This window comes from Leptolyngbya sp. KIOST-1 (assembly GCF_000763385.1).
In the GTDB taxonomy this organism is placed as follows: Bacteria; Cyanobacteriota; Cyanobacteriia; order Phormidesmidales; family Phormidesmidaceae; genus Nodosilinea.
In genome coordinates, this window is the sequence record NZ_JQFA01000002.1 from 1,065,843 (window position 1) to 1,081,401 (window position 15,559).

11 protein-coding genes are annotated in these 15,559 nt (G+C 60.3%); 6 read left to right on the forward strand and 5 right to left on the reverse strand.

Annotated features, from left to right (window positions below; translation table 11 throughout):
• Positions 1 to 6: 6 nt before the first annotated feature.
• Both NF78_RS04800 and NF78_RS04805 read right to left on the reverse strand, forming a co-directional pair.
• A complete protein-coding gene (locus NF78_RS04800) occupies positions 7 to 345 on the reverse strand; it encodes a carbon dioxide-concentrating mechanism protein CcmK (protein ID WP_017296879.1) in 339 nt (112 codons plus the stop codon).
• 154 nt (positions 346 to 499) lie between these two features.
• Positions 500 to 808 (reverse strand): carbon dioxide-concentrating mechanism protein CcmK, encoded by a 309-nt coding sequence (locus NF78_RS04805; RefSeq protein WP_035985107.1) that lies wholly within the window; start codon positions 806 to 808, stop codon positions 500 to 502.
• A gap of 847 nt (positions 809 to 1,655) precedes the next feature.
• Here NF78_RS04805 and NF78_RS04810 point away from each other — a divergent pair.
• The 3 genes from NF78_RS04810 to NF78_RS04820 are packed head-to-tail and all read left to right on the forward strand — an operon-like array spanning position 1,656 to position 6,298.
• The gene (locus tag NF78_RS04810; protein ID WP_035985108.1) at positions 1,656 to 3,491 is read left to right on the forward strand and encodes an NAD(P)H-quinone oxidoreductase subunit F; all 1,836 of its coding nucleotides are present in this window, start codon (positions 1,656 to 1,658) and stop codon (positions 3,489 to 3,491) included.
• Between the two features lie 9 nt (positions 3,492 to 3,500).
• Positions 3,501 to 5,165: an NADH-quinone oxidoreductase subunit M gene (locus tag NF78_RS04815; protein ID WP_035985110.1), complete on the forward strand. Its 1,665-nt coding sequence runs from the start codon at positions 3,501 to 3,503 to the stop codon at positions 5,163 to 5,165.
• Positions 5,162 to 6,298 (forward strand): CO2 hydration protein, encoded by a 1,137-nt coding sequence (locus tag NF78_RS04820; RefSeq protein WP_035985111.1) that lies wholly within the window; start codon positions 5,162 to 5,164, stop codon positions 6,296 to 6,298. The genes NF78_RS04815 and NF78_RS04820 overlap by 4 nt, the downstream gene beginning before the upstream one ends.
• Before the next feature lie 243 nt (positions 6,299 to 6,541).
• Here NF78_RS04820 and NF78_RS04825 read toward each other — a convergent pair whose 3' ends face one another.
• The 3 genes from NF78_RS04825 to NF78_RS32845 all read right to left on the reverse strand — a co-directional run bounded on the left by NF78_RS04825 (position 6,542) and on the right by NF78_RS32845 (position 10,035).
• Positions 6,542 to 8,941, reverse strand: a complete 2,400-nt coding sequence (locus tag NF78_RS04825) for a phosphoketolase (protein WP_035985112.1) — start codon at positions 8,939 to 8,941, stop codon at positions 6,542 to 6,544.
• A gap of 371 nt (positions 8,942 to 9,312) precedes the next feature.
• A complete protein-coding gene (locus NF78_RS04830) occupies positions 9,313 to 9,843 on the reverse strand; it encodes a ComEA family DNA-binding protein (RefSeq protein ID WP_263970546.1) in 531 nt (176 codons plus the stop codon).
• A gap of 42 nt (positions 9,844 to 9,885) precedes the next feature.
• Complete coding sequence (locus NF78_RS32845; protein ID WP_263970547.1) at positions 9,886 to 10,035, reverse strand: SHOCT domain-containing protein; 150 nt, start codon at positions 10,033 to 10,035, stop codon at positions 9,886 to 9,888.
• Positions 10,036 to 10,447: 412 nt separating this feature from the next.
• On the opposite strand from NF78_RS32845, the gene NF78_RS04840 reads away from it, so the two are divergent.
• The 3 genes from NF78_RS04840 to NF78_RS04850 all read left to right on the forward strand — a co-directional run bounded on the left by NF78_RS04840 (position 10,448) and on the right by NF78_RS04850 (position 15,429).
• Positions 10,448 to 11,392, forward strand: a complete 945-nt coding sequence (locus NF78_RS04840) for a J domain-containing protein (RefSeq protein WP_035985113.1) — start codon at positions 10,448 to 10,450, stop codon at positions 11,390 to 11,392.
• A 106-nt stretch (positions 11,393 to 11,498) separates the two neighbouring features.
• The gene (gene acnA, locus NF78_RS04845) at positions 11,499 to 14,180 is read left to right on the forward strand and encodes an aconitate hydratase AcnA (protein WP_035985114.1); all 2,682 of its coding nucleotides are present in this window, start codon (positions 11,499 to 11,501) and stop codon (positions 14,178 to 14,180) included.
• A 223-nt stretch (positions 14,181 to 14,403) separates the two neighbouring features.
• Positions 14,404 to 15,429 (forward strand): anti-sigma factor antagonist, encoded by a 1,026-nt coding sequence (locus NF78_RS04850; protein WP_035985115.1) that lies wholly within the window; start codon positions 14,404 to 14,406, stop codon positions 15,427 to 15,429.
• The last annotated feature ends 130 nt before the right edge of the window (positions 15,430 to 15,559 follow it).

Genomic DNA, 15,559 nt, shown 5'->3' on the forward strand with positions numbered 1-15,559 from the left:
AGCGACTTATCTGCCGTAGGGGCGAATGCCGCTGACGCTCTCTCTAAACTGCTCAACCGCCTCGGTATAGCGAATAGGCAGCACGAACTCCAGGTTTTCGTGGGGGCGAGCAATGATGTGGGTGGACAGCACCTGCCCGCCGTTGACCCGCTTCACGTTCTCAATGCCCGCAGCAACCGACGCCTGAACCTCAGACACATCGCCACGGATAATTACCGTAACGCGCCCGCTACCAATTTTTTCGTAGCCCACCAGGGTGACCCGAGCGGCTTTTACCATCGCGTCAGCCGCTTCCACCACAGCGGGGAAGCCCAACGTTTCAACCATGCCAACAGCAATTGCCATTCTTTTGTATCCTTTGTTTTCAGACTTTGTTTTGAGAGATAGAAACGCTTAACCGAACGCCGATTCAGATCCGCCGATGAATGCTAATACACTGGGACTAGCCAAAATACTTTTCACACCAACGAACCTGGAGTCCAATCAGGACTCTTTAGGCCTAGGTTCTGAACTGTTCTACGGCCTCGGTGTAGCGAATGGGCAGCACAAACTCCAGGTTTTCGTGGGGGCGAGCAATGATGTGGGTAGAGAGCACTTCGCCACCGTTGACCCGCTTGGCAGACTCGATCCCTGCTGACACCGAGGCTTGAACCTCAGACACATCGCCGCGCACGATAACCGTTACCCGCCCGCTGCCGATTTTCTCGTAGCCCACCAGGGTGACCCGGGCTGCTTTTACCATCGCGTCAGCCGCTTCCACCACCGCCGGGAAGCCGAGCGTTTCAATCATTCCAACAGCAATTGGCATAGCCGCAATCTCCTTATATAGTTGGACAACCCTGGTCTTACCTGGCCCGTTTCACCAGGTTCTTTTGGGCACGAAAAACAGATCCCGAAAATAAAAAAACGGGAATCGCCTTTGGGAAGCAAAAAACGCCGGATTGCCCAAAATTCTTGATGACAGATTAAGCATAGGTGTCCGTAGTCACTTTTGCAATATAAGCCCCAATGATTGTTGCTAATGTTGAATATTATTAAAGCTTATGATGCAAAGCTTTTTTTGTCGTAATCTATCCTCACTCAGATGAGAGTGATGACTCACAACCAGGCTAGATAGCCCAAGGCCGATCGGCTCCGGCAGCCCACTCTAGCTTTTTAAGCGTCGGCTTTAAGCCTTTTCTTCAATTGGGGCCATAACTCTTGCTCCATAGACAGGAGGCCGAGGGGGAATCAGGTAGAATATCAGACAAAGCGCTGTCCCAAGGGAACTGGAGGCTGGTTTACCCCCATTTTGGTGCTGGTCAAGCCGAGAGGACTTAGGTCTGGGTCGTAGAACTGTCGTTCGAGGGCATCTGCTCAGATTGTTCTGGGCAGGGGTTTTGAGCAGAGAGTTTTTGTTGCCACCACAACTAGCCTGTTGCGGGGCCTGACTTTTGGGGCGATCGCGCCGAGACGATTCTGGGACTTGTGTTGCTCCCGGGCTGGATGACGGCGGCTTTTGCCGGGGCTAGTCCACAGGCCGCAGCACAACCCCACAGCAGTAAGAGCCAAGAGAATGGCTCTGGTGTAGGGGTTAGCGCAAAGCTAGCGCTAGCACAAAGGTCTAGATCTCGTGCATCGAGTACAAGGATGAGGTGTTGTCAGAGAGCGTCGGAATGACCCAGTTTTTTGTCGAGACCAGCTGGCTCCTGCCGATTTACGGCCTGCTTGGGGCGCTGCTGTCGTTGCCCTGGTCAACGGGGTTGGTGCGCCGCACTGGCCCCCGGCCCGCGGTGTACCTCAATATCGCCATGACCCTGCTGGCGTTTGGTCACGGGCTGCTCGCCTTTCGGGCGATTTGGAATCAAGGCTCGCAGGAGCTGCTGCTGCCGTGGTTTGACTTTGCCGATCTGCACCTAACCCTGGCGCTGGACATCTCGGTGCTCAACCTGGGGGCTCTAGAGCTGATTACCGGCCTGAGCCTGCTGGCCCAGGTGTTTGCGCTGGGCTACTTAGAAAAAGATTGGGCCTTGGCTCGGTTCTATTCCCTGATGGGCTTCTTTGAAGCTGCCATGAGCGGGCTGGTGCTGAGCGGGTCGCTGTTTGTCTCCTACTCGCTGCTGGAGATGCTGACGCTGTCGACCTACTTGCTGGTTGGCTTCTGGTATGCCCAGCCCCTGGTGGTCACGGCGGCTCGGGATGCCTTTCTCACCAAGCGCATTGGCGATGTGCTGCTGCTGATGGGGGTGGTGGCCCTGGCGGCGCTGGCGGGCAGCCTCAACTTTAACGATCTGTACGAATGGGTCAAGGTGGAGGGGCTTTCACCCACTATGGCTACCCTGCTGGGGCTAGCGCTGATCGCCGGACCGATTGGCAAATGCGCTCAGTTTCCGCTGCACCTGTGGCTCGACGAGGCGATGGAAGGCCCTAACCCCGCCTCTATTTTGAGGAATTCGGTGGTGGTTACCTGCGGGGCCTACGTGCTGATTCGGCTACAGCCGATTGTCGTGCTGTCGCCCGTGGCCCTGGGCACCTTGGTAGCGCTGGGTACGGTGACGGCGGTGGGAGCGTCCCTGGTGGCGCTGGCCCAGGTGGATCTCAAGCGGACCTTTTCCTACTCCACCAGCGCCTACCTGGGGCTGGTGTTTATCGCGGTCGGCACCGAGTGGCCCGGGGTGGCGTTTACCCTGCTGCTCACCCACGCGGTGGCCAAGGCGCTGATCTTTATGGCGGTGGGGTCAATTATCACCACCACTAACTGCCAGAACCTGACCGAGCTGGGGGGGCTGGGGAAAAAGATGCCGGCCACCACGTTGGCCTACGTGGTGGGTGGGCTGGGCATGGTGGGCGTGTTGCCCCTGGGCTGCTTTTGGGGCCTCCGGATGGGGGCCGATTTTCTCAGCCGGGACTATCCCCTGCTGGCAGGCGTGTTTATTGTGGTCAATGCCCTGACGGCCCTCAACCTGACGCGGGTGTTTCGCCTGGTCTTTTTGGGCAATGTTCAGCCCAAGACTCGCCGCGCCCCGGAGGTGCCCTGGCCGATGGCGGTGCCGATGGTGGCGCTGACTGTGGTCACGCTGTTGGTGCCCGTGATTATGGGCCAGCTGGCGCTGCTGCCCCCCTGGGAATACATCAACCCGCCGATTGCCGCCCTGGTGCTGGCGTCGGGCTGGTTGGGGGTGGCCGTCGGGGCCAGAGTATCGCTGTCTAAGTCCCTGGCGCGATCGCTGAATCGCCCCCTGCGCATTGCCCAGGACCTGCTGGCCTACGATTTCTACACCGAGCGGCTCTACGACAAGACGGTAGTGGCGGCGGTGGCCGGTCTGGCCCGGTTGAGCAGCTGGTTTGACCAGTACGTGGTCGACGGGCTGGTGAACGGGGTGGGGCTGGCCTCTCTGTTTGGCGGGGAGGGACTCAAGTACAGTGCCTCCGGCCAGTCTCAGCTCTACCTGTTGACCATTGTCACTGGGGTAGGGCTACTGGGAATTTTCATGACCTGGACGCTTTGGTAACGATTGGCCATGCTGAGCACGCTGATTTTAATTCCGCTAGTAGGGGCGCTGGTGCTGTGCCTGTGGCCCAGCAAACTTGAGTCTAAAACCGCCAAACTGATCAGTGGAGTAGCCCTGGTCTTGACGCTGGGCTGGGTGGGGCTGCTGGCGACCCAGTTTGAGCTGACGACGCCGGGCTTCCAGTTTGAGGAGCTGCTGCCCTGGGTTGAGCCCCTGGGCCTGAGCTACCGGCTCGGACTCGACGGTCTGTCGCTGCCGCTGCTGGCGGTGAACAGCCTGCTGGGGCTGGTGGCTATTTACATTACCGACCCGACGCTGCACCGGGTGCGGCTCTACTACGTGCTCCTGCTGGTGATTAACAGCGCGGTAGCCGGGGCGTTTTTGGCCGCCAACCTGCTGCTGTTTTTTATCTTCTACGAGCTGGAGCTGATTCCGCTGTACCTGCTGATCGCCATTTGGGGCGGGGCGCGGCGGGGCTATGCCGCCACCAAGTTTTTGATCTACACCGCCCTGTCGGGGGTACTGATTCTGGGGGCGTTTTTGGGCCTGGTGTGGCTGTCGGGCAACACCAGCTTCGACTACGACAGCGGTCTGGCCGCCGCCCTGCCCCTGGCCCAGCAGGTGACTTTGCTGGTGGCACTGCTGGTGGGCTTTGGCATTAAGGTGCCCCTGTTCCCCTTCCACACCTGGCTGCCCGATGCCCACGTCGAGGCTTCGACTCCGGTGTCGGTGCTGCTGGCGGGGGTGCTGCTGAAGTTGGGGACCTACGGCGTGGTGCGGTTTGGGCTGGGTCTGCTGCCCGACGCCTGGATGGCGCTGGCTCCCTGGATGGCCACCTGGGCGGTGGTGAGCGTGCTGTACGGATCGCTGGCGGCGATCGCCCAGACCGACATGAAAAAGATGGTCGCCTACAGCTCGATCGGCCACATGGGCTACGTGCTGCTGGCGGCGGCGGCCTCAACCCCGGTGAGCATTGTGGCCACCGTGTTTCAAATGATCAGCCACGGGCTGATCTCGGCGCTGCTGTTTTTGCTAGTGGGGGTGGTGTACAAAACCACGGGCACCCGTGACCTGACGGTGCTGCGCGGCCTGCTCAACCCCGAGCGGGGTCTGCCCTTTGTGGGATCGATGATGATCCTGGGGGTGATGGCCAGCGCTGGCATTCCCGGTATGGTGGGCTTTATTTCTGAATTTTTGGTGTTTCGTGGCAGCTTTTTGATCTTCCCCACCCAAACCCTGCTGTGCATGGTGGGCTCAGGGCTGACGGCGGTGTACTTTTTGCTGCTGGTCAACCGGGCCTTTTTTGGCCGCCTGGCGATCGCCCCACCGAGCCCTACCCCCCAGCTAGACCCCGAACTGCCCCGGGTGGGCTGGCGCGATCGCGCCCCTGCCCTGGCTCTGGCAGCCCTGATTGTGACCTTTGGGCTGCAGCCCAACTGGCTGGCCCGCTGGAGTGAGCACACCACCCTGGTGCTGCACCAGCCCTACCAGGGGTTTGTGGTGGAGAAAACTCCGTTTACCCCCGCCACCCTACCCGCCACTCTAGCCGCCACTCCAGCCGCCACTCCAGCCGCCACTGGGGCCAATACCAGCTTAGTCGCTCCCCATTGGGACCGATCGAGTCTGGTTGCTCCTGTCCTTGCCGACCCTAGCGCCGAGGTCCTATTGCCATGACCAGAACCCTACCCCTCGCCACCGCTGCCACCCACCCCCTTGAGTCGTTCATTCAAAAGCTGCTGGGGGCAGAGGCCCTGCTGCCCGACTCTGACACCAACGTGCTGGAAGTGGTCGGCATTCTCAAGAGCTATGGGGTCGTGCTCGACGCCTACTCCAAAAACCTGATCTACATTGCCGATCACCAGTTTTTGGTGCTGTTTCCGTTTTTTAAGTACTTTAACGGCGAGGTGACCCTGCCAAAGCTGCTGCGCCACTGGTGGCACGATCGCATCAACTTTGAGTACGCCGAGTACTGCATGAAAACCATGCTCTGGCACGGCGGCGGCCAGATGGACGCCTACCTGGACAGCGACGACTTTTTGCAGCGGTGCCAGGCGGCGATCGCGGCTAAAACCAAATCGAACCCCGTTATAGGGGGCCTCCACCGGCTGTTCTCTGACTTTCTGCCCGAGCAGGTGCGCCAGCTCGCCTACTACAGCGCCCTGGGCCAGTTTTGGCGGGTCATGAGCGACCTGTTCATCGACCTGTCCGATGCCTACGATGCCGGCCAAGTGACCACAATTCCTGAGGTGGTGGCGTTTATCAAAGCCGGCCTGGTCGCCGCCGCCGCCAACCCCATCACCTACAGCGTCGAGATCGGCGGCAGCCGCTATGACCTGCTGCCCAAGTCAGCGGGGCTGACCTTTCTGATGGACGTGGCGGTGCCCTACGTCGAAGCGGTATTTTTCCGGGGCACGCCGTTTTTGGGCACGGTTTCCTACAACGCCCAGGCCAACCAGATCTCGGTCGATCAGGGTCGCTTCGACTACGGTGCGCTTTACGCTGACCCCCTGCCCATCGGCGGTGCGGGTATTCCTCCCACGCTGCTGATGCAGGACATGCGCCACTTCCTGCCCGACTATCTGACAGCGTTCTATCAGGCCCAGGGGCGCGGCCTTGACGATGTGCGGGTGAAGATCTGCCAGAGCTTTCAAAAATCCATGTTTTGCGTAACCAGCGCCTCGCTCCAGGGGCTGCTTCCCCACCCCGCCGACACCCCTGACCCCACCGAGCAGGCCACCAACCACCAGTTTTTGGCCGGATGGATGGATCGCCTGGCCACCTCGCGGCTGGATATTGTGCAGCTCTAACCGGGGACAGCCAGTAAGGCTATCCCACGATGGCCGTCCCACGATGGCCTCACGGTTCAGGGCGGGGGGCCAAACCCTTGTGCGATCGGCCTCGGGCCTGTTTCGCTCCAGTCATAACTCATTCAGACCGAGAGCGACCCGGCTTGGCCAGGTCGCTCTCGGTCGCTTACCTTGGTCTGGGCCCAGTGATCAGAGGCTGTCATCAGCTACCGCTGACGGTTCCGGTACCGGGCCCACTCAAGATCAGTAGGGCCACTTCCAGTGGGTGATCTCATCCTGGTCTTTGCCCTGGGTATGGGCGTAGTCGAGGCACTCGATGATTTTGTTCTTCATTTTTTCCTTGACGTGGGCGGCCGCGGACCCCAGTTTGGGCACCCGATCGATCACATCGATCACCAGGTTAAAGCGATCGATCTCGTTGTTGATGGCCAGCTCCAGCGGCGTGTTGATGTTGCCCTGCTCCTTGTAGCCCCGCACGTGAATCCGCTCCTGATTCGAGCGGCGGTACACCAGCTTGTGAATTAGCCAGGGGTAGCCGTGGAAGTTAAAGATGATCGGCTTGTCGGGGGTAAACAGGGAATCAAAGTCGCGATTGCTCAGGCCGTGGGGGTGCTCCCCATGGGAGATCAGGGTAAATAGATCAACCACGTTGATGAAACGCACCTTCAGGTAGGGAAACTCTTCGCGCAAAATGGCCGTAGCCGCCAGCGACTCTTTGGTGACAATGTCGCCACAGCAGGCCATCACCACATCGGGCACATCGGGCTCGGTGCCACAGTCATCGTTGCTAGCCCAGTTCCAGATGCCGATGCCCTTGGTGCAGTGTTGGATCGCCTGTTCCATATTCAGGTACTGGAGGTGGCTCTGTTTGTCAGAGACGATCACGTTGATGTAGTCCACGCTGCGGAAGCAGTGGTCGGCCACCGACAGCAGACAGTTGGCATCGGGAGGGAAATAAAGCCGCACTACGCCGGGACTTTTGTTGGTAACCAGGTCGATGTAGCCGGGATCCTGGTGGCTGAAGCCGTTGTGGTCCTGCCGCCACACCAGCGACGACAGCAGAATGTTGAGCGATGACACCGATCGCCGCCAGGGCACGTGGTTTTTGCAGATGTCCAGCCACTTGGCATGCTGGTTAAACATCGAGCTAACCACGTGGGCAAAGGCTTCATAGGTGTGGAAGAAACCGTGGCGGCCGGTCAGCAAATAACCTTCCAGCCAACCCTGGAGAGTGTGTTCGCTCAGCATCTCCATCACTCGCCCATCGCGGGACAGCTCGCCGCCGTCCAGGTCCTCGGGCAAAAAGTCGGCCATCCAGGCCTTTTTCGTAACTGCGTAGACCGGATGCAGGCGGTTTGACGCAGTTTCGTCAGGCCCCATCAGGCGGAAGTTAGTCGGGTTGTCGCGCATCACGTCGCGCATGAAAATGCCCAGGGCCTTGGTGTTCTCAAACTCCACGCTGGCGGGTTTGGGCACATCAATAGCGTACTCGCGAAAGTCGGGCAGCTTCAGGGCCTTGCGCAGCATACCGCCGTTGGCGTGGAGGTTGGCGCTCATGCGGCGGGGGCCGACTGGGGCCAGATCCCTCAGCTCAGGGATCAGCGTACCGTTCTCGTCAAACAGTTCCTCCGGGCCGTAGCTACGCATCCACTCTTCCAGCAGGCGCAGGTGTTCGGGGTTGCTGTGCATGCCGCCCATGGGCACCTGGTGCGATCGCCAGAACCCCTCCACCTTGTGGCCATCCACCTCCTTAGGCCCAGTCCAGCCCTTGGGGGTACGTAGCACAATCATCGGCCAGCGGGGACGCTCCAGGTTGCCGTTGATGCGGGCGTCGCGCTGAATCTCTTTGATTTTGAGGACGCATTCTTCCATCACCGCCGCCATTTTCTGGTGCATCTCGGCGGGGTCGCTGCCTTCGACAAAGTAGGGGGTGTAGCCGTAGCCCCTAAACAGGCAGTCCAGCTCCTCGTGGGAAACCCGCGACAGAATGCTGGGGTTGGCGATCTTGTAGCCGTTCAGGTTGAGAATGGGCAGCACCGCCCCATCGCGGGCCGGGTTGATGAACTTGTTGGAGTGCCAGGCCGTAGCCAGGGGGCCGGTTTCAGCTTCGCCGTCCCCCGCCACGCAGGTCACGATCAGGTCGGGATTGTCGAGTGCGGCTCCGTAGGCGTGGGAAATGCTGTAGCCCAGTTCCCCCCCCTCATGGATAGAGCCTGGCGTTTCAGGTGTGACGTGGCTGCCGATGTGACCAGGGAAGGAGAACTGCTTGAAGAAGCGGCGCATGCCGTCCTCATCCAGGCTCTTGTCGGGATAAATCTCTGAGTAGGTTCCTTCTAGGAACACAGGCCCCAGCACTCCTGGGGCACCATGGCCCGGGCCGGCCACAAAGATCATGTCCAGGTCGTACTTTTTAATCAGGCGGTTGCAGTGGATATAGGTAAAGCTGAGGGCTGGCGAAGCGCCCCAGTGGCCCAGCAGCCGGTACTTGACGTGCTCGGCCCGGAGGGGTTCCTTCAGCAGGGGGTTGCTGCGCAGGTAAATCATACCGACGGCGAGATAGTTGCAGGCTCGCCAGTAGGCATGGAGTTTACGCAGTTCTTCGTCGGTAAGGGATTTGGTCGGGGGAGGGGAAGCTACTACCATGGCGCTAATTCCATCAAAATTACTTGTTTTCTTAAGGAATCAAAAACGATGTTTTCGGACTTCAGTTGATGTTTTAAGGCATTTTCTATGGTCTAGCAATACCTCAGTGAAATTAAGATTTGATTAGGGTTTCTGTCGCTGGCTACAACGCCCTTGGGTCAAGCCCTGAAGCCTAAGGGGCGATCGCTTTTTATCGTTTTGTTTCTAACCGCCAAGAGGACAAATGGCTGCATAGAATCAACCCAATACCTGACCATTGCCTGACCAACACCTGGTCTAAAAAACTGCCCAGGCAACCCTATAAAAACAGGCTTAAGCTATTTTTTTTTGTCAGCATTGCTACATCTGTTTCAGGTTGGCTGCACCGCCTACTAAGGGCGCAGAAAATACATGAGGGTCTGAACCAGATCGGGGGTGAGCCCCAGGCGGCGCTGCAAGTCGGCCAGATCCTGGTAAGGGCCGCGGCGCGATCGCTCCTGCACCACCGCCTGGGCCAGCGTGGGCGACATTCCCGGCACCCCGCACAGCTGCTGCACCGTCACCTGGTTGAGGCTGAGGCAGGGTGCCCCGTCGCCAAGCTCATCGTAGTAGCAGAAGGACAGCACCGGAGCGAGGGGGCGCAGGTGGGCAGGGCTGACCCCCAGGGCAGCGGCCACATCCTCCACGCAGTGGAACTGCACCCCCGCCTGGCGCAGGCGCACCAGCCCCTGGGCCTGGCGAATCGAGAGCCCCGGCAGCCGCAGCCAGTCATCCACGGTGGCTCGGTTGACATCGACGGTAAAGCCCAGGCGGGCGGCCTGCTCGACCTCCTGGTAAGACCGCAGCCGATAGGCCGGATCCTGGCCCAGCCGACTGGCCAGGGGAGCCAGCTGCGCCCTCAGGCTCTGCCAACGCTTCAGCACTGCTTGTTCTGCCGGGATCGGGGTCGTGTCATATCTGACATCCTAGGCGACCTGGTCGAGCAGCTGACGACGCTTTTGCTCAAACTCAAGCTCCGAGATCAGCCCCTCCTGGCGCAGGGTATCCAGCTCCCGCAGAGCTTTGCCCAGGGCGTCGATCTGGGAAGGGTCGAGAGTGGAACTACCCTTAGTCACAGTAAGGTTACCGTTCCAACGTTGAGCAAAATCATCAGACGACTGAGAAAGCAACACCACCCCCTCAACAGCACACGCCACCTTAGGAATCAAGGAAATAAAGGGAATAAGCTCAATAGTCAGATAAAGTACGCCCCAGAAAGGCTGACCTACGTAAAACTTATGAACCCCTGACAACGGGGTGAAAACCCCGGCCCAAGCTAGGATCACGGCTGTTCGACGGGAACGCTGCGCTACCATGTACTCTGCCACCTGGGAAGCCCGTAGACCGTAAAGCTTGCCCCAATTTGGAACCAAACTTGTGAAACCAGTATAAGCCTGACGTAAAGAAACGACATTCCTCTCTAGATTTGAGTTCAGGGTTAGCATGAATCCGTAAAGATACAGATAACTCCCCAAAACGCGTTCCTGGATGCCCCACGCCGCCTTCTCCCCTGAATGGCTAAACCGCTTTACCGACCCCTACGCTCTGCTGGGGGTATCTGTGGCTGCCGATGAACGCCGCATTCTCAAGCGCTACCGGGCCGTAGCCAAGCAGCTCCATCCCGACGCCTTAATCAATGCGACCCCAGAGCTGCAGCAGTTTGCTGGTCAGGTGTTGCCGAAGCTGGTCAACCCCGCCTACCAGCGCCTGAAGCAGGACAAGGGCCGCAACGAGGTGCTGGCCACGTTGCGCTTTAAGGTACGCCGCCTGAGCCGTGATCAGCCCCTCAACCCCACCGCAGAGCAGAGCAAACAACTGCTGGCGATACCTGAGGCCGAGGTGGACGTGTTCTACGAGCAGGCGGTCGATCGACTGTGCGATCGCCAGTATGAAACCGTCGCCAATTTTGAACGCTTTACCCAGCAGCTCAGCGAGCTCAACCTGGTCTACCTGCGCCGCAAAATGGGGGCTCCGGTGATTCGCGAAAAGCGTACCGGGCTGATGTCCACCGCCTCCATACCCCGGTCGCCCGCGCCGCTGCCAGCCGATCCCCCCTCCGACGGCAAATCGACCTCAGGGCTGATGTACGCCGAGCGCCACTACAGCCGCGCCCAGGAATACCTCAAGGGCAAAAACATTCAGGCGGCCATTCAAGAGCTGAAAGACGCCCTCAAAATCGATCCGCAGAACAGCAGCTACCACTGCCTGATCGGGCAGGCCTACCTGCTCAGTCAGCTGACCGGGATGGCCAAGGTGCACTTCAAGCAGGCCCTGCGCCTCAACCCCAACAATGCTGTAGCGCTAAAGTATGCTCAGCAGCTCAAGATTTCGATGAGCGAGACCCAGCCTCGCCGGGCCGAGACAGCGACGACCCCTCCGCCGGAAAAGCGATCGCTGTTTGGCAGTCTGTTTTCCAGGGGCACAAGTCGTTAGCCGAGGCTCGATTGGCAACACAGCTTACAGCACAGCGGGGTGGCGAATGTAATAAGATCGCAACGCTAACCATGATCCCCGTCGCGACTCGGAGAGTTCCAGCCCTGTGAACAGCTTTAACGCCAAAACCCACCTCACCGTAGGCAGCACCACCTACACCTTCTACAGCTTGCCCACCGCTGCCGCCGCCCTAGGGGACGTCAGCCGCCTGCCCTTTAGCCTCAAGGTGCTGCTGGAGAACCTGCTACGCCACGAAGACGGGCGATCGGTGACGGCGGCTGATGTGCAGGCGGTGGCCGAGTGGCTGCAAACCCAGTCCTCCTCGCGGGAGATCGCCTACCGCCCCGCCCGCGTGCTGATGCAGGACTTCACCGGAGTGCCCGCCGTAGTGGACTTAGCCGCCATGCGCGACGCGATGGTCAACCTGGGCGGCGACCCCGACAAAATTAACCCCCTGTCACCCGTAGATCTGGTCATTGACCACTCGGTGATGGTGGACGCCTTCGGCAGCGCCGACGCCTTTGGCGAAAACGTGGAGAAAGAGTTTCAGCGCAACTTTGAGCGCTACGCCTTCTTGCGCTGGGGCCAGAGCGCCTTCGACAACTTCCGGGTAGTGCCACCGGGCACCGGCATTTGCCACCAGGTCAACCTGGAGTACCTGGCCCAGGTGGTGTGGACCAAGGACGAGAACGGTGAAACCATTGCCTACCCCGACACCCTGGTGGGCACCGACAGCCACACCACCATGATCAACGGCCTCTCGGTGCTGGGCTGGGGCGTGGGCGGCATTGAGGCGGAGGCCGCCATGCTGGGCCAGCCGATCTCCATGCTAATTCCCGAGGTGGTGGGCTTCAAGCTCACCGGGCAGCTCCCCGAAGGGGCCACTGCCACCGACCTGGTGCTGACCGTGGTGCAGATGCTGCGGGTCAAGGGCGTGGTCGGTAAGTTTGTGGAGTTCTACGGCGACGGGCTCGACCACCTCACCCTGGCCGATCGCGCCACCATTGCCAACATGGCCCCCGAGTACGGGGCCACCTGCGGGTTTTTCCCCATCGACGGCGAAACCATTCGCTACCTGGAGTTTTCAGGCCGTGACCCGGAGCGGGTGGCCCTGGTGGAAGCCTACGCCAAAGCCCAGGGGCTGTGGCGCGAAGCCAGTACCCCCGACCCCGTCTTCACCGACACCCTGGCGCTGGATCTGGCCACCGTGGAGCCCTCCCTGGCTGGGCCCAAGCGCCCCCAGGATCGAGTTACCCTGGCGGCTCTGGCTAGCCAGTTTAAGGCCAGTGACTTCCCCGCCTTCAGCGGCAAAGACTTTAGCGAGAAGCGATCGGTCCCGGTCGCTGGCACCGACTACCGCCTCACCGACGGGGACGTGGTGATCGCCGCCATCACCAGCTGCACCAATACCTCCAATCCCTCGGTGATGATTGGGGCTGGCCTGGTGGCCCGCAAAGCTCGGGAAAAGGGCCTCTCCGTCAAACCCTGGGTAAAGACCTCCCTGGCCCCCGGCAGCCAGGTGGTGAGTGACTACCTCGAAAAGGCCGGACTTCAAACAGACCTGGATGCCCTGGGCTTTAACCTGGTGGGCTACGGCTGCACCACCTGCATCGGCAACTCGGGGCCGCTGCCCGCCGCCATTGCCAGCGCTATCGACGACAACGACCTGGTGGTGGGAGCCGTGCTCTCTGGCAACCGCAACTTCGAGGGCCGGGTCAGCCCCCACACCAAGGCCAACTACCTGGCCTCGCCGCCCCTGGTAGTGGCTTACGCGATCGCAGGTAACCTGGCCATCGACCTCAAGACCGACCCCATTGGCCAGGGTGCCGACGGCAAACCCGTCTACCTGAAAGACATCTGGCCCACCAGCGCCGAAATTCAGGCGGTTATGGCTGAGGCGCTGACCCCAGAGATGTTCCGCAGCCGTTATGGCAATGTGTTTACCGGCACCGCCGACTGGCAAAAAATCTCCACCGAAGACAGCAAGACCTACGCCTGGAGCGGCGACAGCACCTACGTGCAAAACCCGCCCTACTTTGCCGGTATGCCCCCCAGCGTCAACGGTCAGGCCTTTGCCGATATTTTCGGGGCGCGCCCCCTGGCCATTTTGGGCGACAGCATCACCACCGACCACATCTCCCCCGCCGGGGCGATCAAAACCGACAGCCCCGCCGGTAGCTATCTGGTGGGCAACCACGTCACCGCCGCCGACTTCAACTCCTACGGCTCTCGCCGGGGCAACCACGAAGTGATGATGCGCGGCACCTTCGCCAACATTCGCCTCAAAAACGAGATGGTGCCCGGTTCCTCCGGCGGCGTCACCCGGTACATGCCTGACGGCACAACGATGTCCATTTATGATGCAGCGATGAAGTACCAGGCCAGCGGCACCCCCCTGGTGGTGATTGCGGGCAAAGAGTACGGCACCGGCTCATCCCGGGACTGGGCCGCCAAAGGCACCCGGCTCCTGGGGGTCAAAGCAGTCGTGGCCGAGAGCTTTGAGCGCATCCATCGCTCCAACCTGGTGGGCATGGGGGTGCTGCCCCTGCAATTTAGAGATGGCATGCACCGGGGCATACTGCACCTCGACGGGAGCGAAACCTTCGACCTCACAGGCCTCAGCGGCGGCATTCAACCGGGCATGGGGGTCGATCTGGTGATCCATCGGGCGACGGGTGACACCACTACGGTGCCCCTGCTCTGCCGCATCGACACCCTGGACGAAGTGGAGTACTTCCGCCACGGCGGCATTTTGCCCTATGTGCTGCGGCAGTTGTTGGCCGCTTGAGCCCAGGGGCGGTCTGGAACCGCCCCGGTCTCTTTGCGTCAAGGGTAGGAATGCGCAGATTCTCCTAACCAACTCATCAACGAGTGATTAAGACTCCTTGAAGTTGGGGCCAGGGGCAGGGCAACCCGGGAGAGTGACTCTTATAGTTTGGTCATTGTCGGGGGAACTCTGACAGTGACCAACCCGATCTCATTGTTGCCAACCACTATTTAGGGATGTCGGTATGACCTCATCCATCGCCCCAGATCAAGATCCACAAGTCGCAGCCCAGCCGTCTGCCGATGCGGATCTGAGTACGGCCTGTGTCGTCAGCGTGCCGTCTACCCTGACCGTCGTAGAGGCGGTGGAGTTTGAGCAACAGGTCAAGCGCCACTGCCTCAGCCAGTCGGTGCCCGAGTCCATCATCATCGACCTCAGCCAAACTGAGTTTATCGACAGCAGCGGGTTGGGTGCCCTGGTCATTTGCTACCGCACTTGCAAAGGCAAAAACATTGAGATGGTGCTGCGGGGGGTGCAGGAACAGGTGCGCATGGTGCTGGCCCTCACCGACCTGGAGCAACTGTTCACCTTTGAGGCGGCACCAGGGGAAGCGGAGGCTCCGGCCCCCAAGCCCGAGATGCGGTTTGTGGCGCTGACGGCGCACCCGTCGGTGACCTCCAGGGGCAAGCGTGCCCTGGACATTCTCGGGGCCCTGGTGGGTCTGGTAATTACCGCGGTGCTGGCGGTGCCGATTGTGCTGGCCATCAAGCTGGAGGACGGCGGCCCCATCCTCTTTAAGCAGGTGCGGTGCTCCTGGATGGGCAAGCGTTTTCACATCTGGAAGTTTCGCTCCATGGTGACCGATGCCGAAGCGCTCAAGGCCCAGGTTGAAAACGAGTTGGAAGGGCCGCTGTTTAAGAACGAAAACGACCCTCGCATCACTAAGGTCGGTCGCTTTCTGCGCCGCACCAGCCTGGATGAACTGCCCCAGTTCTGGAACGTGCTGCGGGGCGACATGAGCCTGGTGGGCACCCGCCCCCCCACGCCCGATGAAATTGAGCAGTACAAGGTGCCCGAGTGGCAGCGCCTGGACGTGAAGCCCGGCATGACCGGCGAATGGCAGGTGAACGGTCGCTCGACGGTGAAGAAGTTTGAGGACGTGATTCGGATGGACCTGGACTACCAGAAGAACTGGAGCCTGGCCTACGATATTCAGCTAATTGTTAAGACCATCCTGGTGCTGTTCTCCAAGAAGGCCGGGGCTGCCTAAGGCCTGTCAGTAGAGGGCAGTTCCCGGAGGGTGCATTCGCGCAGCGATGCACCGCCTGGGGGTGATGGCAAGAGCCTCTATTCGAATAATGGGCTGAGCTTGTCTAACCGCGCCTGATCAACCGCGATAG